Consider the following 21,027-nt stretch of genomic DNA (forward strand, 5'->3'; position numbering starts at 1 on the left):
ATAACTCAAAAAATGCTGACAATAATAGACAAATACATCCTCAAAAGATACCTCGCCACGTTCTCGGTGATGTTGCTGTTGTTTGTTCCCATCGGAATCGTGATTGATGTTTCAGAGAAAGTCAACCGCATGATCGAGAACAAAGTGCCATTGGTAGAAATCGCTTGGTATTATTTAGACTTCATCATTTATTTCGCGAATTTATTATTCCCGATATTTTTGTTTTTATCGGTGATTTGGTTTACGTCGAAACTCGCGAACAACACCGAAATCATTGCGATATTAAGTTCCGGAATTTCGTTTACGCGTTTTTTAAGACCTTATATTATTGGAGCGACTATCGTTTCTTTAACAGCATTATTAATGGGATTTTTTCTGGTGCCCAAAGCCAGCGAAGGTTTTAAAAATTTCAGATACACGTATCTTATCGGAAATGGACGTGAAGAAATGCGCGACAATACCGATGTATATCGACAAATTAGTGACAATGAATTTATTTATGTGAGTAACTTCAATCCCCAAACGCAAACGGCTTTTAATTTTGTTCTCGAAAAATTTAAAGGCGATCAATTAGAATATAAAATTACCGCCAACCGCATCCAATGGGATGCTAAAAATGAATATTATACGCTGTATGGTTATTCCAAACGAACTGTGGGTGAACTCGATGATGTTATCGAAAGCAAAGAGGTGTCTAATGCCATTTACACTTTCAGTCTCGAGGATTTAACACCAACCGTTTATGTGGCAGAAACATTGTCGTTATTAGAATTGAACTCGTTTATAGAAAAAGAACGAGCAAAAGGTTCCGCCAATATCAATACGTATCTCGTCGTTTTATACAAAAAATACAGCATTCCGGCTTCAGCATTCATCCTAACGATTATCGCTGTAGCGGTTTCTTCGATGAAGCGTCGCGGTGGTATGGGAATGAATCTCGCACTCGGAATCCTACTCGCATTCACCTTCGTATTCTTCGATAAAATATTTGGAGTCTTAGCCGAAAAGTCCTCGATACCGCCACTCATTGCCGTGTGGATTCCCAACATCGTTTTCGGAGCGCTCGCCATTTATCTTTTGCGCCGTGCTAAGCGATAACGTTAAAAGCTATCTGCACCTGCATCTCATCGTTTTCGTTTGGGGCTTTACGGCTGTGCTCGGTGCTTTAATTTCGTTAGATGCCATGCCGCTGGTTTGGTACAGAATGGGACTAGCAGTCGTGTTTATTGCAGGCTACATTTGGTATAAAAAAATCCCAATCCAACTACCCAAAAAAGTATTATTACAACTACTTTTCGCAGGAATCATCATCGCTTTGCATTGGTTTACATTTTTTAGAGCCATCAAAGTTTCGAACGTATCGGTCACTTTAGCGTGCTTGTCCACCGGTGCTTTTTTCACGTCATTCTTAGAACCCATTTGGCTCGGCAGAAAAATCATCTGGTACGAAGTTTTCTTCGGCGTGATTGTCGTTATCGGACTCAGCATCATATTCAGAGTCGAAAGCCAATACATCGAAGGCATCTTGCTCGCTTTAAGTTGCGCCTTTCTATCGGCCTTATTCTCCGTGATTAACAGCAAATTCGCCAAACAATACAACCCAACAGTCATCTCATTCTACGAAATTTTGGGCGGTGTTTTATTCTTCACCATCCTATTATTGGCCACCCAAAGTTTCAACGCAGCCTTTTTCAAAATCAGCGCAAAAGATTGGATGTATCTCGCTATTTTAAGTTCATTCTGCACCGCATACGCCTTCATCGCATCGGTCAAAGTCATGAAGTTCTTAAGTCCATACACCGTCATGCTGACCATCAATCTCGAACCCATCTACGGTATTATTCTCGCCGTGATCGTCTTCCAAGAAAAAGAAAAGATGAGCCCGCAATTCTACATCGGCGCGTTGATTATTCTATCAACAGTCATTCTCAATGGCATTGTAAAATATGCCAAATCAAAGGATTAGTTTTTAGGAGCTGTTTACTTCGTCTGTTCGCTCTTTTAGGAGCTCGGGTCCCGCTATCCACTCCCAATCTTTTGCGCCAAACAATGGCACAAAAGGATTTCCGCTACAAATGCGCAGCATTCACCGAACACATATTTCATAAAACATTAACTCAGTGAGGTAATCGGGGCTAGGGCAATTGTTATATAAGGAAGTTTACAACTAAAAAGCAAAAATTTCTTTTCTTACTAATTTTATATTTTATCTTTGTCGACCAAACAAAATATAAAAACGCACAAATCCTATGGAATATTTAGATTTTGAGCTTCCTATAAAAGAACTAGAAGACCAATTAGACAAATGTCAAATTATTGGTGCCGAATCCAACGTCGATGTCACGGCTACCTGCAAACAAATCGAAAAAAAACTAGAAGAAACCAAACGCAAAATATACAAGAACCTTACGGCTTGGCAACGCGTGCAACTTTCACGTCACCCGAACCGCCCGTATACGCTCGAGCATATTACAACCCTTACCAAAGGAACGTTCCTCGAATTGTTTGGTGATCGGAATTTCAAGGACGATAAAGCCATGGTTGGAGGTTTGGGAAAAATACAAGGACAATCATTCATGCTTATCGGCCAACAGAAAGGAATCAATACCAAAATGCGTCAACTTCGTAATTTCGGTATGGCCAATCCTGAAGGCTACAGAAAAGCATTGCGACTCATGAAAATGGCTGAAAAATTCGGAATTCCTGTTGTTACATTTATTGACACTCCGGGCGCTTATCCGGGCCTGGAAGCAGAAGAACGCGGACAAGGCGAAGCGATTGCTAGAAATATCTTTGAAATGTCACGCCTCAAAGTGCCGATCATATGTATCATTGTAGGAGAAGGCGCCTCAGGAGGTGCACTAGGAATCGGTGTTGGCGATCGCGTACTGATGATGGAAAACACTTGGTATTCGGTAATTTCACCGGAATCTTGCTCCTCAATTTTATGGAAAAGTTGGGAATATAAAGAACAAGCAGCCGAAGCCCTAAAATTGACTTCTGCCGATATGAAAAGACAAAAACTCGTAGACGATATTATTCCGGAACCACTTGGAGGAGCGCATTACGATAAAGAAACTACTTTCAAAACAGTAGAGCAGTATATTATGAAAGCTTACAACGAACTCAAAGATTTATCAACAGCCGAATTGGTCGCGCAAAGGATGGATAAATACAGCAAAATGGGCGAGTATAAAGAGTAAAGCGTAAAATCCTACAATTACGATATAGAATCCGAAGCCCAATGGTTTCGGATTTTTTTATCGTTATAAACAAAATAAAAGTATTTATCAACAGTTATTAGGAATAACTCAAACTACAAAATTTTTATTTTTAGTTTACATTCGCAACATGGAAAATTTCAGAAATATCAACCCCGTTCGTGTCGATAAAACGACCATCATCAATCTCGAAAAAGGGAAACTACCACCACAAGTTTTAGAACTCGAAGAAGCAGTTCTAGGTGCCATGATGATTGATAAAAAAGGTGTTGATGAGGTCATCGATATTCTCCAACCTGACGCATTTTACAAAGACGCACACAAACACATTTTCGAAGCGATTGTACAGTTATTCACCGATACACAACCCATCGATTTATTAACCGTTTCGGCGCAGCTTAAAAAGAACGCCAAACTCGATTTGGCCGGTGGTGATTTTTATTTAATTCAACTCACCCAAAAAATATCGTCTTCGGCGCACATCGAATTTCACTCGAGAATTATACTACAGAAATACATCCAACGAAGTCTTATCAAAATATCTTCGGAAATTATCGAAGAATCGTATGACGAAACCACCGATGTATTCGATTTGTTAGACAAAGCCGAATCGAAATTATACGAAGTCACCCAAGGCAACATCAAACGAAGTTCAGAAACTGCGCAAAGTTTAGTTATTCAAGCCAAAAAACGCATCGAAGAAATTGCGGGAAAAGAAGGATTAAGCGGTATCGCAACCGGTTTTGATAAACTCGATAAAGTTACTTCAGGTTGGCAACCTTCCGATTTGGTGATTATTGCAGCACGTCCGGGTATGGGTAAAACCGCATTCGTATTATCAATGGCGAGAAATATTGCGATTGATTATGGTCATCCGGTGGCATTATTTTCTTTAGAGATGTCTTCCGTTCAGTTGATCACACGTTTGATTTCTTCCGAAACCGGTTTGTCTTCCGAGAAATTAAGAACCGGAAAATTAGAAAAACACGAGTGGGAACAATTGTCGATTAAAGTTAAAAATTTAGAAAAAGCACCTTTGTTTATTGATGATACGCCATCACTTTCGATTTTCGATTTGAGAGCAAAATCACGTCGATTGGCATCGCAACACGGCATCAAACTCATCATCGTCGATTATCTTCAGTTGATGACTGCCGGCGGCAATAACGGAAAAGGCATGGGCAATAGAGAGCAAGAAATCTCAACCATTTCAAGAAACCTAAAAGCTTTAGCCAAAGAATTGAGTGTCCCTGTAATCGCATTATCGCAATTATCACGTGCCGTTGAAACGCGTGGCTCGAGCAAAAGACCATTGCTTTCCGACCTTCGTGAATCTGGAGCGATTGAGCAAGATGCTGATATTGTATCATTCATATACCGTCCCGAATACTACAAAATCGACGAATGGGATGACGAAGAACAATCGCCAACACAAGGCCAAGCCGAATTTATCATTGCCAAACACAGAAATGGTTCGCTAGAAAATGTGCGTTTGAAATTTATCGGCAACTTAGGAAAGTTCGACAACCTCGACGAATATGGTGGCGCTTACGACGATTTACCTTCCAAAATGAATCATGAAGACAATCCGTTTAATACGAAAAGTTTGCCTTCTGCGAATGAAGCTTTTGGTAGTAATTTGAATACACCGGATGACGATAGCGATGTTCCGTTTTAGACTCGCTGCGCTTTAGACACGGCTACGCCTTTAGACACACTTCGTTTTGGACACGCTTCGCTTTAGAGCAAGCAGTTTATTGTTAACGAGATATGTCCAAAGCCGAAGGCGTGTCCAACAATCCAAAGCGTTAGCGCATCCAATAAATTATGCTTTTCTTCACAGAAATTCTGTTATCTTTGACACAACCAAACGCATTATAGCAGTGAAATCAATGTCCGTGAAGCATCTTTTAACCACCATCATACTTCTTATTTCTTTTTCGATTAAGGCGAATTTCATCCTATTGCCAATGGACGAAACCACGCAAAAAAATCACTTGAAAGCTTACGGAATTACCTATTGGTGCCTCGATAAAAAATACAAGGCCAGTTGGTTATTAAATTATCGCGGCGGTTCTTTTCTATTGCCGGATGCACCTGAAATCAGAAAAGAATGTCAGATTCGAGGGGTTAGTTTTGAAGTGTTATCCGACAGCGAAGCCAACCAAATTTTAGAAGATATATCAAGTCCATCGCAAAACATGGAAACCGTTGTACTCGAGAAAGCACCTAAAATTGCAGTCTACACACCCAAAGGAAAACAACCTTGGGACGACGCTGTGACTATGGTTTTGACGTATGCCGAGATTCCGTTTACGCCGATTTATGACGAAGAAGTACTAGGCGATCAATTGTTGTTGTATGACTGGTTGCACTTGCATCACGAAGATTTTACGGGACAATACGGAAAATTTTTTGGTGCTTATCGCAATGCGCCTTGGTATATCGATCAGAAAAAAGAAGCTGAAGCCTTGGCTACCAAATTGGGTTATGCCAAAGTTTCTCAAGAAAAATTAGCCGTGGCTAAAAAGATTCGCGACTTCGTGATTGGTGGTGGATTTATGTTTGCGATGTGCTCGGCAACCGATAGTTTTGATATTGCTTTGTCTGCGGAAGGCGTTGATATTTGTGAACCCATGTTCGACGGCGATGCGAGTGATCCGAATTACCAATCTAAAATTGATTACAGTAAAACCTTTGCTTTTAAGGATTTTATCTTAGATCGAAAGCCTGAGCATTACGAGTTCTCAGATATTGACATGACCGAAAAACGCAAAATTCCATTTGAAAAAGATTACTTTACGTTGATGGATTTCTCCGCCAAATGGGATGTGATTCCAACGATGTTATGCCAAAATCACACGCAACTGATTAAAGGATTTATGGGTCAAAGTACTTCGTTTGATCCGGCTTTGGTCAAATCGAATGTGTTGACTTTAGGAAAATGTGAACTCAACGATGAAGCGCGATACATTCACGGGCAAAAAGGAAAAGGATTCTTTACGTTTTATGGTGGTCATGATCCTGAAGATTACCAACACCGTGTGGGCGACGAACCAACGGTTTTAGATTTGCATCCCAACTCTCCGGGTTTTCGCTTGATTTTGAATAATGTATTGTTTCCTGCAGCTAGGAAAAAACCTCAGAAAACATAGTTTATAATTAACAATTGAAAATAAAAATCCGAATCCAATTGAACTTAATGTACAATTGGATTCGGATTTTTAGCCCTGATGGCAACGGCATCCTTTTGTGCCGGCGTTCGGCGCAAAAGATACAGTGGACAGCAGGAAATAGCTCCTGAAACTACTTATTATTATCCATAACGTAGTTCAACACTTTGCGCATCAAATGCACACGGTCTTTACCAATAACGTTGTGCTTGTGCATCGGATAAGCGAAAAAATCGACTTGTTTGTCGGCTTCCACGAATTTTTTGATCAATGCGAAATTGTTTTGCATCACCACCACATCGTCAGAAGTGCCGTGAATCAAAAGCAATTTGCCTTTGAGATCTTTGACATAATTTAAAGTGCTAGCTTCATCAAATCCTTTTTGGTTTTCTGTTGGCGTGTCCATATAACGCTCGCCGTACATTACTTCATAATATTTCCAATCGGTAACGGGTCCACCCGCAACACCTACTTTAAATACATCAGGTTTGCGCAACATCATCGAAGTCGTCATGAATCCACCAAAACTCCAACCGTGCACCGCCAAGCGATTGCCGTCGACATAAGGCAATGATTTGAGATAATCAACCCCTTTCATTTGGTCTTCCATTTCATTGACACCCAATCGTCCGTGAATAACACTTTCGAAAGCAAATCCACGATTGTCAGAACCGCGATTGTCAACCGTAAACACCAAATAACCTTGTTCGGCCATCCAATACATCCACAAATTCGCGCCATCTAAATAAGAATTGGTAATCATTTGCGCATGCGGTCCACCGTAAACATACACAAGAACCGGATACTTTTTAGTAGCATCAAAGTTGCTTGGTTTGATTAAGCGCGTGTATAAATCGGTAGTTCCGTCAGCCGCTTTGATCGTTTTGATTTCAGCCGTTCCCATTTCGTAACCCTCATATTTGTTCTTGCTTTGAAGAATCGTTTGAGGTTTCAAATTTTTGTCATACAGCAACGATTTTGAAGGCGTAGTGTGGTTTGAATATTCATCAAAAAACCAATTCCAATCGGTGCTTGCTACAACAGTATGCACGCCTTGATCTTTAGTAATCAATGTTTGTTTGCCTTTCAAAGTCACTTTATAAGCCAGCATATTCGTCGGATTTTCACCTGTAGCTGAGAAATAAATCTCTGTTCCTGTTGGATTGGCACCCAGAATTTCTCTTGCTGGGAATTTATTGTTGGTCAATTGTTGGATTAGTTTTCCGTCGATTGAGTAGTAGTATAAATTTTGAAAACCGTCTTTTTCGCTAAACCAAACAAAGTTGTTCGATTTCGAATTGGGGAAAAATGCTTCATGTTCCGGCTCCACCCAATTGCTGTTTTTTTCATTCGTGATGGTTCTTACATAAGCGCCGGTTTGCACATCATAAACATTCAACGACATGTCGTTTTGCCCGCGATTGAGTTCCGCAATCAACACGAATTTCTCATCAGGTGTCCATGAAAGATTGGTTAAATAATCGTCTGCATTTCCTCTTGGTTTAATGAAAACCGTTGTTTTAGTAGCTAAATTATAAATTCCAACGCGAGGTTTTTCGCTTTTCTGACCAATCATTGGGTATTTGATGTTTTCTAATTTTCCAGGCGTTTCGTTGATATCCAAAATGGGATAATCGGCTACTTCGCTTTGGTCTTTTTGATAGAAAGCAATGTTAGTGTTTTTGGGTGACCAGAAAATTCCTTTTGAAATTCCGAATTCATTACGTGCAAAAAACTGTCCTGAAACAATGGCTTCGTTGGTCTCACTAGTAATCGTGATTTTTTCGTTTTTGCTGTTCGAATAATACAAGTTATTTTTTTCCGTGAAAGCAATGTTTTCTTTAGCATTATCGTAAGTCTGATTTTCGGCAGTTTCAGAAAAAGTCCCTGCTAATTTACTGGCTTGCGTTGCGACATTATATTCGAAAAATTTAGCGCCGTTGGCAATAGTCATTGTATTGGCATCTTTCCATTCGATTCCGATGAATGATTTCAAATCAGTTCCTAAATTTTTGTTCAAATCCGCCAATGTGATCAGCTCTGTCGCTTTAGCATCAGCAGTGTTTGCGGTCATTAGTTTTTTTCCGCCTTCCGCAAAAAAGATATACTTGTTGGTATTCGGAATCCATTGGAAACCTAACAATTTATCAGCGCGAAACTGACGATTTTGTTGTAAGACACCATCCTCTAAAGTGAGTTTTTTGGCTTGACCAAACGAGGCAAAAGAAATGAAGCAACTTAGAATGAGTAAGGAAATTTTATTCATATGGTAGTTTTTAACGTGTGAAACAAATGTATAAAAAAAGGATAATGTCACAGACTTTTGTTGGTCTAATAACAGTATCCTTTGTTACAGTTTATATTAAAGTAATTTTCTTTGCGCCTTTGCGTCTTTGCGAGATAAAATAATTCGCTCGCAAAGACGCAAAGGCGCAAAGACGCAAAGTTTTTATTTCAAATCTTGCTCATTTTCTTTATCCAAATATTCTTGAACAATTTCTATGGCATTCGTAACCACATCACTCAAAGCCGTAATAAAAGTACCTTCTTCGGCACTGTTAATGGCATGCTTGATGGCTTCGACTTCTTTGGTGATGATTTCGTGCGTCACATTTCTTCCGGATTCTGCAATACCATCGAGAATCAAATTGATGATTTCTTCTTCGGTTCTGCCGCGCAAATGTTTCTCCTGACGGATGATGATATGGTCGAACATTCGTCCTGCGATTTTTGCACATTCTTTAATGTCTTCATCACGACGATCTCCAACACCGGCAATAATTCCGATTTTTTTGTTGGCAACAACACTGCTTAAGAAATCTTCAACACCCAAATATCCCGATGGATTGTGCGCAAAATCAATAAGTACTTTGAATTTCTTGAAATCAAAAATATTCATACGACCAGGAGTTTGCGCTGCACTCGGAATGAATGTCTGCAATGACAAACTGATATCTTCGGTTTTAAATCCTTGTAGATAACTCGCTAAAGTAGCCGCGAGTACATTAGCAATCATGAATTTAGCTTTACCGCCCATAGTCAATGGCACGTGTGTTGCGCGTTCAATACGGATTTTCCATTCGCCTTTTTTAACAGTGATGAAACCATTTTCATAGACGCAAACAATTTTACCTTCTTTGCATAATTTTTTGATGAGTTCATTTTCCTCATCCATGCTGAAATAAGCCACGTTGCAGCTCAATTCTTGTCCGATTTTGACGCACTGTTCGTCTTCGGCATTCAAAATTGCCCAACCATCTTTTTTGACACTTTTCACAACGGTGCTTTTCACACGCGCTAAGTCTTCTAAAGTATGAATGTCGCTCAAGCCCAAATGATCTTCCTGAATATTGGTAATGACAGCGATATCACATCGACTGAAACCCAAACCTGAACGCAGAATTCCGCCGCGAGCAGTTTCCAATACAGCGAATTCAACCGTTGGATCTTTCAAAATATATTCTGCTGAAACCGGCCCAGTGGTGTCGCCTTTTTCTAACATGTGATTTTGAATGTAAATTCCATCCGAAGTTGTAAAGCCCACTTTATAACCATTGTTTTTGACGATGTGTGCGAGCAATCTTGTTGTTGTCGTTTTCCCGTTGGTTCCGGTTACAGCGATGATTGGAATTCGACTTGGTTTTCCCGGTGGATACAACATGTCGATTACTGGTGAAGCCACGTTTCTCGGCAAACCTTCTGAAGGTGCCAAGTGCATACGGAATCCCGGAGCAGCATTGACTTCAAGAATACAACCACCATTTTCTTTTAAAGGTTGTGTTAGGTTTTCTGCCATAATATCAACACCGCAAATATCGAGACCAATTACACGAGAAATACGTTCGCAAAGGAATACGTTTTCAGGATGCATCATATCGGTAACATCCACGGAAGTTCCGCCGGTACTGAGATTCGCGGTTGATTTTAGATAGACTGTTTCGCCACTTTTTGGCACGGTGTCTAAAGTATAATTTAATTTTTCTAGCAAATCGGTAGTATCTCTATCAACATCAATTTGAGTTAGCACATTTTCGTGTCCGTAACCGCGTCTTGGATCGAGATTGGTTTGATCAATTAATTCTTGGAGCGTATTTTTTCCGTTTCCAACCACGTTAGCTGGAACTCTTTTAGCTGCGGCTACAAGTTTGTTATCGATAATTAAAACTCTAAAATCGAAACCTGTGATGAATTTCTCTACGATGATGCGATGGCTGTATTTTTTGGCATAGGCTAATCCCGCAACGGCATCTTCCCAAGTTTTTACATTGATGGATGCCCCTTTTCCGTGATTGCCATCCAAAGGTTTTAGTACGATAGGATATCCAATTTTACGAACTACCGCTTCCAAATCTTCTTCATCCACACAAATGCCACCGCTGGCCACTGGAATAGAGGCGTCGTCTAGCATTTTTTTGGTTTGTTCTTTATTGCAGGCAATGTCTACGGCAATGCTACTGGTTTTGCAGGTAATCGTCGCTTGAAAACGCATTTGATTGATGCCATAGCCAAGTTGAACTAGTGAATTTGTTCCGAGACGAATCCATGGAATGTCTCTGGCTACGGCTTCTTCTACGATGCTTCCTGTACTTGGACCAAGGCGAACGCGTTCTCGAATTTCACGCATTTTTTTGATGTCGGCTTCCAAATCGTATTCGACTCCTTTGATTAAAGCATCGGCAATATTGACGGAACTTTCGGCTGCGAACATGCCGACATTTTCTTCGGTATAGCTAAAAACGACGTTGTATATTCCGGGTGTTTTGGTTTCTCGGGTGCGTCCGAAACCGGTTTCCATACCAGCTAATGTTTGTATTTCTAGTGCGATGTGTTCGATGACATGGCCCATCCAAGTGCCGCGCTCTATGCGGGAAAAGAATCCGCCACGGACACCTTCAGAGCAACGGTGTTCGATCATGGTGGGGAACATCGCTTCGATGCGTTCTCGGAAACCGTCGATTTTGTTGGTTGGATATTGCTCCATTTCCTCTAAGTCCAAACGCATTTGGATGAGTTTTTTGCGTTGTACGCTCCAGATGTTCGGGCCTCGCAGCGCTTGTACTTTTAATATTTTCATGAGAAGAGTTTAGTCGTAGTTTATTTGCTTTTTGCTAATGAATTTGTTAAATGTAAGAAGATTTGGTTTACTAAAATAGATTTTTTGGTTGGTTTGTCAAAATTTATTTTTTTTAGATTGTAAGATTATAAGATTTTAAGACTGTAAGATATGAACGTCTTAAAATCTTACAGTCTTATAGTCTTATAATCTAGTTCTTTAGAGCCTGATAGCCCTAGCCCCGATAGTAGTGGAAAACCTTTGACACCGTTGTTCGGTGGCAAAGTTTGGGAATGGATAGCGGGACCCGAGCTCCTAAAAAAGCGAACAGACGAAGTAAATAGCTCCTAAAAAATGTTGATAAGACCGTGAAAACATTTGCTTCAAAAACTATAAATAGGTTTGGTGGATTTCAATTTTTGGTTATTTTTACCAGATGAACATACGAGGAAAATTAATCATAATAGGCGGTGCCGTTGACAAAGGAAGTTTTACGGAAACCGATATCGATAAGAATGCAGCTAAGAATTTGAACTTTTTTGAGGCCGGAATTTTGAAGCGAATCATTGAAGAATCGAAACATAAGGAAAAATCACGCATTGAGGTAATCACGACGGCTTCAAAAATCCCTAGAGAAATTGGTCCGGAATACGTGAAAGCGCTGCATTATTTGGGTGCTGACAATGTGGATGTTTTGCATATAGAAAAACGAGAAGAGGCTGTTGAAGCTGATGTTTTAGACCGTTTGCGTTCTGCTGATGTGGTGATGTTTACGGGTGGCGATCAGTTGCGGTTGACATCGATTTTGGGAGGAACCACTTTTCATGATATTTTATTGGATAAATACCAAAACGAAGAGTTTATTTATGCAGGAACTTCTGCGGGAGCAGCTGCCGCTTCGAACAATATGATTTATCAAGGCAGCAGTAGTGAGGCTTTGCTCAAAGGGGAAGTAAAAATTACGAGCGGTTTGGGACTCATAGACGGCGTGATTATCGATACACATTTTGTGCAACGCGGTAGGATCGGACGTTTGTTTCAAGCGGTTGTCGGCAACCCAAAAGTTTTAGGAATCGGACTTGGAGAAGACACCGGTTTGCTGATTACGCACAATCACAAGATGGAAGCCATTGGTTCAGGTTTGGTGATTTTAGTCGATGGACGAGAAATAAAAGACACCAATTTGACGCAAGTGGAATTAGGCCAACCGATATCGATCAATCATTTGGTAACGCATGTGCTCAGCATGCATGATACTTTTGATTTGACTACTTTTAAGATGACGATTAAGTCGTCGCAATATGTTTAATGGATTATAAGATTGTAAGATTTTAAGACTGTAAGATACGACCGTTTTAAAATCTTGCGGTCTTAAAATCTTACAATCTTACAATCTAAATGAAACTCATCATCCACGGCGGTTTTTTCTCAGAATCTTCTACCAATCACGAAACGAAAGTCGCGAAGCAAAATGCTTTGGAACGTATTGTAAAAGAATCATATGCTTTTTTGAAAACGCATACTGCTGTTGAAACGGTGGTGTATGCGGTGTCGCTTTTGGAGGACGATGCGTTGTTTAATGCAGGGATTGGTTCTCAGATTCAAGGCGATGGAAAAATTCGGATGAGCGCTGCTTTGATGGATGGCGAAACGCAGAAGATGAGTGGCGTGATTAATATTGAGGAAGTCAAAAACCCGATTCAAGTGGCGGAAGTTTTGATGCAAGAAGAGGATCGCGTTTTGGGAGGAAGTGGCGCTACGAATTATGCAAGACAGCATGGTTTTGAAAAATTCTCTACTGAGATTCCACAACGACGTAGTGAATATGAAGCGAAATTAGAGTCGGCTGGTTTGGGAACTGTGGGTTGTGTGGCTTTGGATAATAATGGAAAACTAGCAGCGGCAACTTCAACCGGTGGTAAGGGTTTCGAAATCCCGGGGCGCATTTCAGATTCTGCAACGGTGGCCGGGAACTACGCCAATAGTATTTGTGGTGTGAGTTTAACCGGTGTTGGTGAAGATATCGTCAGCAATGCTACGGCGGCTAAAATCGTAACGCGTGTTACCGATGGATTTCCTTTGAAAGATGCGTTTGCCAAAACCTTCGATGAACTTTTACCTTACGACGGATTTGCTGGAGCGATTGCCATTGATTGTGACGGAAATGTGTTTCACCAAGATTCGCATCCAAGTATGGTTTTTGCGAGTTTTGATGGGAAACATTTAGAAGTATTCAGTTGATAATTAATGATATAAATATAAAAAGTACTCTATTGAGTATTTTTTTTTGTTAAATTGGTAGTCGAAATTACTAAATTCTTGCCTCATGAAAACACTTTATACCTTTCTTGTTCTTTGTTGTTGCTCGGTTGTTATTGCACAGAATCAAGCCAAGAGTTCTGCCGCTAATTTAGTTGTTAAACTCAAAGAATATTATTTTAACCAGCAACGATTGGATTTAAATCGATTGAAAACGGGTGATGTAAAATTGGATCAGTTTCTTTCTAATTGGGATGTTGTGGCTATAGAACCTATAGGGCAACCACAAATTACAAAGACGTTTTTGGTTGTATTTAAAACAGAAAAAGACATTCCTACTTTGGTACAACAATGTAAAAGCATTGCATCTGTAGCTTATGCTGAACCCAATTATATCGCAATGGGTGGAGGAGAACAAATAGAAACTAATGCTGCTGAAACAATTCCAAATGACACCCATTTTGGCAAGCAATGGGGACTACTAAATAATGGAACACAAACCGGAATTGGAACCGTTACCGCTGATGCCGATGTCGATATGGAATTGGCGTGGGACATCGAAACGGGTGATCCCAATATGATTATTGCTGTTCCTGATTCTGGACTAAAAATGAATCATCCTGATATTGCCTCGAGAATTTGGACCAATCCTAACGAAATTGTCAATGGGATTGATGATGATAACAACGGATATATTGATGATATCAATGGTTGGGATTGGGTAAATGCTGATAACAATCCTACGGATGATCACGGTCATGGTAGTAATGTTGCGGGAATTATTGGTGCTATTGCCAACAACAACTCATTATTTACAGGTGCTAATTGGAACAGTAAAATTATGCCATTGAAAGTGTTGGATGCCACCAATTCGGGCACCTATGCTGCGATGGCCAATGCTATTTTTTACGCAGTCGATAATGGTGCGAAAGTCATCAGTATGTCGATTGGAGGATCTGGATCTTCAACATTGCTTTCGGATGCTATGGCGTATATGAATACTCATAATGTGGTTTTTACGGTTTGTATGATGAATTTTAACACCAATCAAACCTATTATCCAGCGGGTTACTCATTGAGTTATCCGAACATTATTGCTGTTGGATCCACCAATCCGAACGATCAAAGAACGGCACCTTTTTTCTGGAGTGCTACCAGTGGTAGTAGTTATGGAACCCACATCAATGTTGTGGCGCCTGGAAATTATATTTATGGTTTGAGTCATACTAGCAATACCAGTTCTTCAGCTTATTGGGGTGGCACTTCTCAGGCTACACCGTTAGTGGCTTCAATTGCTTCGTTGATGTTGGCTCATAACCCGAATTTGAGTCCAACACAAGTGCGCGAAATTATCCAGAATACTGCCCAAGATCAAGTTGGAAATCCGACTGAAGATACCGCTGGATTCGATCAATATATGGGTTATGGGAGAGTGAATGCTTATGCTGCGCTGCAACAAACTTTAGGATTGGATGCTGTAGGTTCGGCTCCTGTTGCTTATTTTAAAATCATAAACCCTATTCAATTGAAGCAACTTGAAGTGATTTCTGATGGCACTTTTACAGGAGAATTTGAATTGATTATCACTACTATGGATGGAAAAGTAGTGGAAAATAAAAAGATAAATATTCAATCGGGCGTTACTACGGTTCCGTTTTCTTTTTCTGCTGGGAATTATATTGTAACACTTAAAAGTCAGGCGTATAAAAAGATTTTTAAAGTGGTTAATGGGGAATAAGATTTTGGTATCCACAAAAATGTGAATTGAAATGCGATTTCGCGTGAAGGATAGCAACGGAAATCCTTTTGTGGCGTTGTTCGCTGCAAAAGATTGGGAGTGGATTGCTGCGCCAGTTCGGCTTTCAGCCTCGGGTGCCTGACCCTTGTGGGCACGCCCAAAAGCTATAAAAATAAAAAACCCGGAAACAATTCCGGGTTTTTTAAGATATAGTTGTATTTAGGATTAAAAACCAAGACCCACTGCGAAACCTTTTATTGAAGCTGTTGGAAAAGTCATAAGCAATGTTGCACCTCCTGTGGTAGTATTGATTGAATAGATTCCGTTGGTTCCACCTACGGTTAAAAGGGCATACCCCATGTTTGAAGTACCTCCGATATCAAAACCGTTACTTGCTGTTACATCTATTCCTAATGGTCCAACGGCTGTTAATGTTCCGTTGTTTGGCGGATTTTGAAGGTATAGCATGTCGGTTGTCGAATCGATATCGAAAAGTGAAGTAGTAGTGGTGCCCGGAAAACTGTTTGTGTAAGCCACAGCCGTTACGTTTGGTGTTCCCGGGTTTAAAGCTGTATCAGTTGCTGCAAGCAAGCCATCGTTAGGATTTACGCGTAAGTTTTGTCCGGTGTTGCTCACGATACGAATACGATCGGGTACCGGATTGAAATCGAAACCGAAATCAGTTCCATCAAGTGTCGCTGCTGGTGCTGTTCCTATCATAGTAGCAGCTCCAGTTGCAGTATTTAATACATAAATTCTTCCTGTGCTGCCAAGCGCATAGAGTTGTCCTGTTGCTGGACGCATATCGATTCCGAGAATGGTTTCAGAAGCTTGAAGATTTGTGATGGCTTTGGTTATTGGGGTTCCTGAGTTCATGAAATTGAAAATGTGCAAGTTGTTCGAACCGTCAGCTGCATAAGCAACGGGAGCTGTTGGAATAGCCAATCCTCGAATTGAAGTGGCTAGCATGCCCAAATCGGTTGCTTTACCGTCGGTAAGATTGATTTGGTATAAATGATCCATGCCATCAGTGGTTATGTTGGCCAGAGCAATACCATCTTTAGCATCGATGTCAAAACCACCATCTCCAGTTATAGTTCCTGAAAGGCCAAGGCTTCCTACTGAAGTTAGTGTACCTGCGTTAGGCGGATTTTGTTTGTAGAGCATACTTGAAGTATAATCGATGACGAAAAGGTCGGTAGCAGACGCACCAGAAGTGTTGTTTGAGTAAGCAGCTGAACCTATATTAGGCGTTCCTGGATTTAGATTGCCATCAGTTGCTGCCACAAGGCCGGTTTCTGGATGCAATCTGAGGTTTTGCCCGCTTGAAGTTACTACGCGAATACGGTCAACGGTTGGATTAAAATCGAAACCTGTTAGAGTACCCGTCACAGCTGGTGTGAAAGGGGCAGTACCTAAAGCGGTTGCTGTTCCAGTGTTTTTGTTGATAATATACAATCGGCTTGTGCTACCAAGTCCATAGAGTTGGCCTGTTCCCGGTCGGAAATCAATTGCTAGTAGGTTTTCCCCAACTTGTAAACCTGTTATGGGAGTGTTGCTGATTGCTGTTGTTGAATTGTTCGCATTGTATTTTACGAGTGCATTGGTGGAAGTAAGTCCGTAGAATTCGAGATTTGGTTTTACAACAGTTGGGTTAGTGTCGTCGTTACTGTCGTTACTGCAACTTGTGAAAGTTGATACCATTAATGCTGCGCCCAGACAGCAAATGAAGTGGATTGTTTTTTTCATAATTATAATTGTTTGATGTATTAGTATTGTCTTATCTACGGAAGGAACTAACATTTGGTTTTGAACCGCATGATTTTTATGAAAACTAAAGATGGAGCAGCTTTTTAAAAGGGAATTTCAACAGTATGAAATGCCGCGTGAAGGATAGCAGCGGAAATCCTTTGTTGCCGTTGTTCGGCTGCAAAGATTGGGAGTGTATAGCCTGACCCTTGTGGGCACGCCCTCTAAAAAAGTTGCTGAGTGCCTGAGTTGCTGAGTAACTGAAAAAACTCCGGAAACCATTTACTCAGAACAACGAATATGAACTGAAAGAAGAATTTCCTCGTACCCCAAAAGAACTCAGCAACTCAGTAACTCCCAGAAAAAAAACCCGATCTAATGACCAGGTTTCTCTAGAATGATATGTTTTGTTATTCAATTACTATTTTTTTCGAGCTTGTGAGTTGTTTGCGATTGTAAGTATTGATTAAGTAAATGCCTTTTTGAAACTTAAGGTTGGTTATGGAATGGTTTTTTTCAGGAGAAAAATTTTCGATTCTGATTTGTCTCCCCGACTGATCATAGATAATTAAAGAATCAAAATCTACGGCGCTTTCAATAGTTACGTAATCTGACGCTGGATTCGGGTAGATGGCTGTTTGACTTCCATCGAAATGAGAAGTAGATAAGTTGGGCGCTAATTTCCACAATTCTCTTCCGTAAATACCATCTGCAGCGGAAAAATATAATGTTCCGTTTGCATTGACTAAGAAGGAAGGCACTGCACCTGTTGCCCCGCTAAAAATATCCATGACCATTGTTGTTCCGGCTGTTGTACCGTTGGATGTCCAAAGCTCAAAGCCGTTTGAGCCATTGTCAGCTACAAAATATAATACACCGTTTACATCGGTAAAGCTTTTTGGGTAAGCAATAGCATTTCCGAGGCCAGGATTGATATCTTTAATCAGGGAAGTCCCAGCATCTGTACCATCGGTTGTCCATAGTTCTTTACCACTGGTGCCGTTGGTCGCGTGGAAATATACTGATGTCCCAATCTCAGCGAGGTTTCCGATATCGCTTGTTTCGGTTCCTAGATTGATGTCTTTGATTAAAATGGTACCACTAGCAGTACCGTCGGATTTCCAGAGCTCGACACCGTTAATGCCATTATCTGCGGTAAAATATAAGCTGCTATTGTGCTTGATGCTTTGCGACGGATAAGAACTGCCTGCACCGGGATTGATGTCTTTGAAAAGAATCGTTCCTGTGGTTGTCCCATCGGATTTCCAGAATTCGTAACCGTTTGTGCCGTCATTGGCAGAAAAGTAAAGGCTGCCGTTGAATTCGATCAGGTTGAATGCTTGCGAATTGGCTGAGCCAGGACGAATGTCTTTGACCATTACCGTTCCAACCGTTGAGCCATCTGTTTTCCATAGCTCGCCGCCGCTGTTATTGTATGCGGTAAAAAACAATGTGGATCCAACCACGGTGAAGTTGGCCGGATTGCCATCATTGATCCCACCATTGATGTCACTAATCATGACTGTTCCTAGCGATGTGCCGTCGGTTTTCCAAAGTTCTCGGCCTTCGTTGGCGGTTATTGCCTGAAAATAAAGGACGCCATTCATAGGTGTAAAACTTACTGGAAATGAACCTTCGGTTCCGGGATTGAGATCTTTAACCATCACTGTTCCTGATTCGCTGCCGTCGGATTTCCATAGCTCGACGCCATTCGTACCATCAGTAGCACGGAAGTAAAGCGTGTTTCCGAAAGCCATCAGGCCGAATACCGCCGCATCGCCTGAAGGATTGATGTCTTTGACCATGACAGTGCCGGAATCGGTGCCGTCGGATTTCCAAAGTTCGAATCCGTGTACGCTGTCGTCGGCATAAAAGTATACGATATCGCCGATGTTTGTAATTTGTGTAACACCGGAATCGGGTGCGAGCGGATTGATGTCTTTAACTAGGACTTGTGCGTTTGCGGCAACTGATACGACTAATAACAAAATAATTTTTTTCATGTGAATGCCATTTTAGGATATTGTAAAATTCGGCAATGGCTTTGGAAGTTGAAATACGATAAACTTCGTATATTTTGTGTGGGGTGCGTGAAGGATAGCAGCGGAAATCCTTTTGTGGCGGTGTTCGCCACAAAAGATTGGGAGTGGATAGCCTGACCCTTGTGGGCACGCCCAAAACCTCAGAATCTTAGCACCTCAGTTCCTTAGTACCTTAATAGAAAACAAAAAACCCGCTCTTTCGAACGGGTTTCTCTATAGTAAGTAATTCTAAATCTTGTTGATAAAACGTTTATTTTACTTTATTAAGTACAGCTTTGAAAGCTTCTGGGTGATTCATTGCTAAATCGGCTAAAACTTTACGGTTCAATTCGATACCGTTGGCTTTCACTTTTCCCATAAATTGTGAGTAACTCATTCCTTCTAAACGGGCTCCAGCGTTGATACGTTGAATCCATAAAGCGCGGAAGTTTCTCTTGTTTTGCTTTCTATCGCGGTAAGCATAGCACATGGCTTTCTCTACTGCGTTTTTAGCAACTGTCCAAACGTTTTTACGACGACCAAAGAAACCTTTGGCTTGCTTCATGATTTTTTTTCTTCTTGCTCTTTTAGCAACTGAATTGACTGATCTTGGCATAATTTTTCTGTTTTTTTGTAGCAGGCGTCCGAATTGAATCAAGGAACTTAAGGCCGTACTCCAAGGTTATTTAAATAATTTTTAACCTAAAGAAACACTAATAATTAATTAGATGATTCTTAATTGTTGTTTGATGCTTTTCATATCTGTAGAATGTACTAGCGCTGAGTGTGTCAAAGCTAATTTACGTTTCTTAGATTTTTTAGTCAAGATGTGACTTTTGAAAGCATGCTTTCTTTTGATCTTTCCAGAACCAGTAACTTTGAATCGTTTCTTGGCGCTAGATTTGGTTTTCATTTTAGGCATTTTTCCTAGTTGTTTTTGATTTATTCTTACTTACTATCTTTACGAGTTTGTCACTCTTTATCTGTCATTGCGAGGCACGAAGCAATCTGTTTCTTCACCACCTGCATTTTATTTTATTTTCTTAGAAGCTGATCCGGCTTTCCTTCCTATCTTTTTTCTAGAAAAAAAGGGTAATAACTCCAACGCGCCTGCTGGCTCCTTCGCTAAAAATGTCCACGGGACATTTTCTTAACGCTCGGCCCTATTTCTTCTTCTTCGGCGCGATAAACATAATCATTCGCTTTCCTTCGAGTACCGGCATTGCTTCAACTTTTCCATGCTCTTCTAAATCCGTAGCCAGTCTTAATAAAAGAATTTGACCTTGGTCTTTATAGATGATTGAACGTCCTTTAAAGAAAACGAATGCTTTCAATTTAGAACCTTCTTTTAGGAATTTCTCCGCGTTTTTTCTTTTAAATTCGTAGTCATGCTCATCAGTCTGTGGTCCGAAACGGATTTCTTTGACAGTGATTTGAGTAGATTTCGCTTTGAGTTCCTTCTCACGCTTTTTCTGCATGTAAACGAACTTCTTATAATCGATGATTTTGCAAACCGGCGGATCGGCGTTGGGTGAAATCTCCACCAAATCCAATTCAAATTCATCGGCGAGACGTAAAGCGTCGGATAGTTTGAAAACTCCTGGCTCAACATTGTCCCCAACAAGTCTTACTTCTGCAACACCACGAATTAAATTATTGATTCGGTGCGCATCCTTTTTCTCTACTCTGGGTTGATAACCCTTGTTACTTCGTATTGCTATGACTTTATTATTTTAAGTTAAACGGTAAAAACTTTTAATGTTTTGTCGATTTCATCTTGAACAATTTTCGCAAATTCTTCGATGGTTACGCT

15 protein-coding genes are annotated in these 21,027 nt (G+C 40.6%); 8 read left to right on the forward strand and 7 right to left on the reverse strand.

Features of this window, described 5'->3' with window-relative positions; genetic code table 11:
- The first annotated feature begins 12 nt into the window (after positions 1-12).
- From RMO03_RS07505 to RMO03_RS07525, 5 genes are all read left to right on the forward strand, one after another.
- Positions 13-1,098 carry an LptF/LptG family permease gene (locus RMO03_RS07505; protein ID WP_309641476.1) on the forward strand — a complete coding sequence of 362 codons (1,086 nt, stop codon included), beginning with the start codon at positions 13-15 and terminating at the stop codon, positions 1,096-1,098.
- Entirely contained in the window at positions 1,085-1,966 is an 882-nt protein-coding gene (locus RMO03_RS07510) for a DMT family transporter (protein ID WP_309641477.1), read from the forward strand. Before RMO03_RS07505 ends, RMO03_RS07510 begins: the two co-directional genes overlap by 14 nt.
- Positions 1,967-2,249: 283 nt before the next feature.
- Complete coding sequence (locus tag RMO03_RS07515; protein WP_309641478.1) at positions 2,250-3,203, forward strand: acetyl-CoA carboxylase carboxyltransferase subunit alpha; 954 nt, start codon at positions 2,250-2,252, stop codon at positions 3,201-3,203.
- Between the two features lie 148 nt (positions 3,204-3,351).
- On the forward strand, positions 3,352-4,899 hold the full coding sequence (dnaB, locus tag RMO03_RS07520) for a replicative DNA helicase (protein ID WP_309641479.1): 1,548 nt from the start codon (positions 3,352-3,354) through the stop codon (positions 4,897-4,899).
- Between the two features lie 292 nt (positions 4,900-5,191).
- A complete protein-coding gene (locus RMO03_RS07525) occupies positions 5,192-6,376 on the forward strand; it encodes an asparagine synthetase B (protein ID WP_409024913.1) in 1,185 nt (394 codons plus the stop codon).
- Positions 6,377-6,527: 151 nt separating this feature from the next.
- On the opposite strand, the gene RMO03_RS07530 is transcribed toward RMO03_RS07525, so the two are convergent.
- Together RMO03_RS07530 and cphA are read right to left on the reverse strand one after the other, a co-directional pair.
- Positions 6,528-8,660: a DPP IV N-terminal domain-containing protein gene (locus RMO03_RS07530; protein WP_309641480.1), complete on the reverse strand. Its 2,133-nt coding sequence runs from the start codon at positions 8,658-8,660 to the stop codon at positions 6,528-6,530.
- A 183-nt stretch (positions 8,661-8,843) separates the two neighbouring features.
- Positions 8,844-11,468: a cyanophycin synthetase gene (gene cphA / locus RMO03_RS07535; RefSeq protein ID WP_309641481.1), complete on the reverse strand. Its 2,625-nt coding sequence runs from the start codon at positions 11,466-11,468 to the stop codon at positions 8,844-8,846.
- A 415-nt stretch (positions 11,469-11,883) separates the two neighbouring features.
- On the opposite strand from cphA, the gene RMO03_RS07540 reads away from it, so the two are divergent.
- The 3 genes from RMO03_RS07540 to RMO03_RS07550 all read left to right on the forward strand — a co-directional run bounded on the left by RMO03_RS07540 (position 11,884) and on the right by RMO03_RS07550 (position 15,444).
- Positions 11,884-12,756, forward strand: coding sequence for a cyanophycinase (locus tag RMO03_RS07540; protein ID WP_309641482.1), 873 nt, complete (start codon positions 11,884-11,886; stop codon positions 12,754-12,756).
- Positions 12,757-12,845: 89 nt separating this feature from the next.
- Complete coding sequence (locus RMO03_RS07545; protein ID WP_309641483.1) at positions 12,846-13,688, forward strand: isoaspartyl peptidase/L-asparaginase; 843 nt, start codon at positions 12,846-12,848, stop codon at positions 13,686-13,688.
- A gap of 85 nt (positions 13,689-13,773) precedes the next feature.
- Positions 13,774-15,444, forward strand: a complete 1,671-nt coding sequence (locus tag RMO03_RS07550) for a S8 family serine peptidase (protein ID WP_309641484.1) — start codon at positions 13,774-13,776, stop codon at positions 15,442-15,444.
- A gap of 225 nt (positions 15,445-15,669) precedes the next feature.
- On the opposite strand, the gene RMO03_RS07555 is transcribed toward RMO03_RS07550, so the two are convergent.
- From RMO03_RS07555 to infC, 5 genes are all read right to left on the reverse strand, one after another.
- Positions 15,670-17,193, reverse strand: coding sequence for a DUF4394 domain-containing protein (locus tag RMO03_RS07555; protein WP_309641485.1), 1,524 nt, complete (start codon positions 17,191-17,193; stop codon positions 15,670-15,672).
- A gap of 410 nt (positions 17,194-17,603) precedes the next feature.
- Entirely contained in the window at positions 17,604-19,196 is a 1,593-nt protein-coding gene (locus tag RMO03_RS07560; protein ID WP_309641486.1) for an ELWxxDGT repeat protein, read from the reverse strand.
- Positions 19,197-19,485: 289 nt separating this feature from the next.
- The gene (gene rplT / locus RMO03_RS07565; protein ID WP_309641487.1) at positions 19,486-19,830 is read right to left on the reverse strand and encodes a 50S ribosomal protein L20; all 345 of its coding nucleotides are present in this window, start codon (positions 19,828-19,830) and stop codon (positions 19,486-19,488) included.
- Positions 19,831-19,938: 108 nt separating this feature from the next.
- Positions 19,939-20,136: a 50S ribosomal protein L35 gene (rpmI, locus tag RMO03_RS07570; protein ID WP_007810722.1), complete on the reverse strand. Its 198-nt coding sequence runs from the start codon at positions 20,134-20,136 to the stop codon at positions 19,939-19,941.
- A gap of 241 nt (positions 20,137-20,377) precedes the next feature.
- A complete protein-coding gene (gene infC / locus RMO03_RS07575) occupies positions 20,378-20,929 on the reverse strand; it encodes a translation initiation factor IF-3 (protein ID WP_309641490.1) in 552 nt (183 codons plus the stop codon).
- Positions 20,930-21,027 lie beyond the last annotated feature (98 nt).

The sequence above is a fragment of the Flavobacterium sp. genome (assembly GCF_031411595.1).
Lineage (GTDB): Bacteria > Bacteroidota > Bacteroidia > Flavobacteriales > Flavobacteriaceae > Flavobacterium.

What these genes read in the sequence shown, in the direction of transcription:
- RMO03_RS07505 (WP_309641476.1), top strand. Translation starts at nt 13, where the DNA reads ATGCTGACAATAATAGACAAATACATCCTCAAAAGATACCTCGCCACG.
- RMO03_RS07515 (WP_309641478.1), top strand. Translation starts at nt 2,250, where the DNA reads ATGGAATATTTAGATTTTGAGCTTCCTATAAAAGAACTAGAAGACCAA.
- dnaB (WP_309641479.1), top strand. Translation starts at nt 3,352, where the DNA reads ATGGAAAATTTCAGAAATATCAACCCCGTTCGTGTCGATAAAACGACC.
- RMO03_RS07525 (WP_409024913.1), top strand. Translation starts at nt 5,192, where the DNA reads ATGGACGAAACCACGCAAAAAAATCACTTGAAAGCTTACGGAATTACC.
- RMO03_RS07530 (WP_309641480.1), bottom strand. Translation starts at nt 8,660, where the DNA reads ATGAATAAAATTTCCTTACTCATTCTAAGTTGCTTCATTTCTTTTGCC.
- cphA (WP_309641481.1), bottom strand. Translation starts at nt 11,468, where the DNA reads ATGAAAATATTAAAAGTACAAGCGCTGCGAGGCCCGAACATCTGGAGC.
- RMO03_RS07540 (WP_309641482.1), top strand. Translation starts at nt 11,884, where the DNA reads ATGAACATACGAGGAAAATTAATCATAATAGGCGGTGCCGTTGACAAA.
- RMO03_RS07545 (WP_309641483.1), top strand. Translation starts at nt 12,846, where the DNA reads ATGAAACTCATCATCCACGGCGGTTTTTTCTCAGAATCTTCTACCAAT.
- RMO03_RS07550 (WP_309641484.1), top strand. Translation starts at nt 13,774, where the DNA reads ATGAAAACACTTTATACCTTTCTTGTTCTTTGTTGTTGCTCGGTTGTT.
- RMO03_RS07555 (WP_309641485.1), bottom strand. Translation starts at nt 17,193, where the DNA reads ATGAAAAAAACAATCCACTTCATTTGCTGTCTGGGCGCAGCATTAATG.
- RMO03_RS07560 (WP_309641486.1), bottom strand. Translation starts at nt 19,196, where the DNA reads ATGAAAAAAATTATTTTGTTATTAGTCGTATCAGTTGCCGCAAACGCA.
- rplT (WP_309641487.1), bottom strand. Translation starts at nt 19,830, where the DNA reads ATGCCAAGATCAGTCAATTCAGTTGCTAAAAGAGCAAGAAGAAAAAAA.
- rpmI (WP_007810722.1), bottom strand. Translation starts at nt 20,136, where the DNA reads ATGCCTAAAATGAAAACCAAATCTAGCGCCAAGAAACGATTCAAAGTT.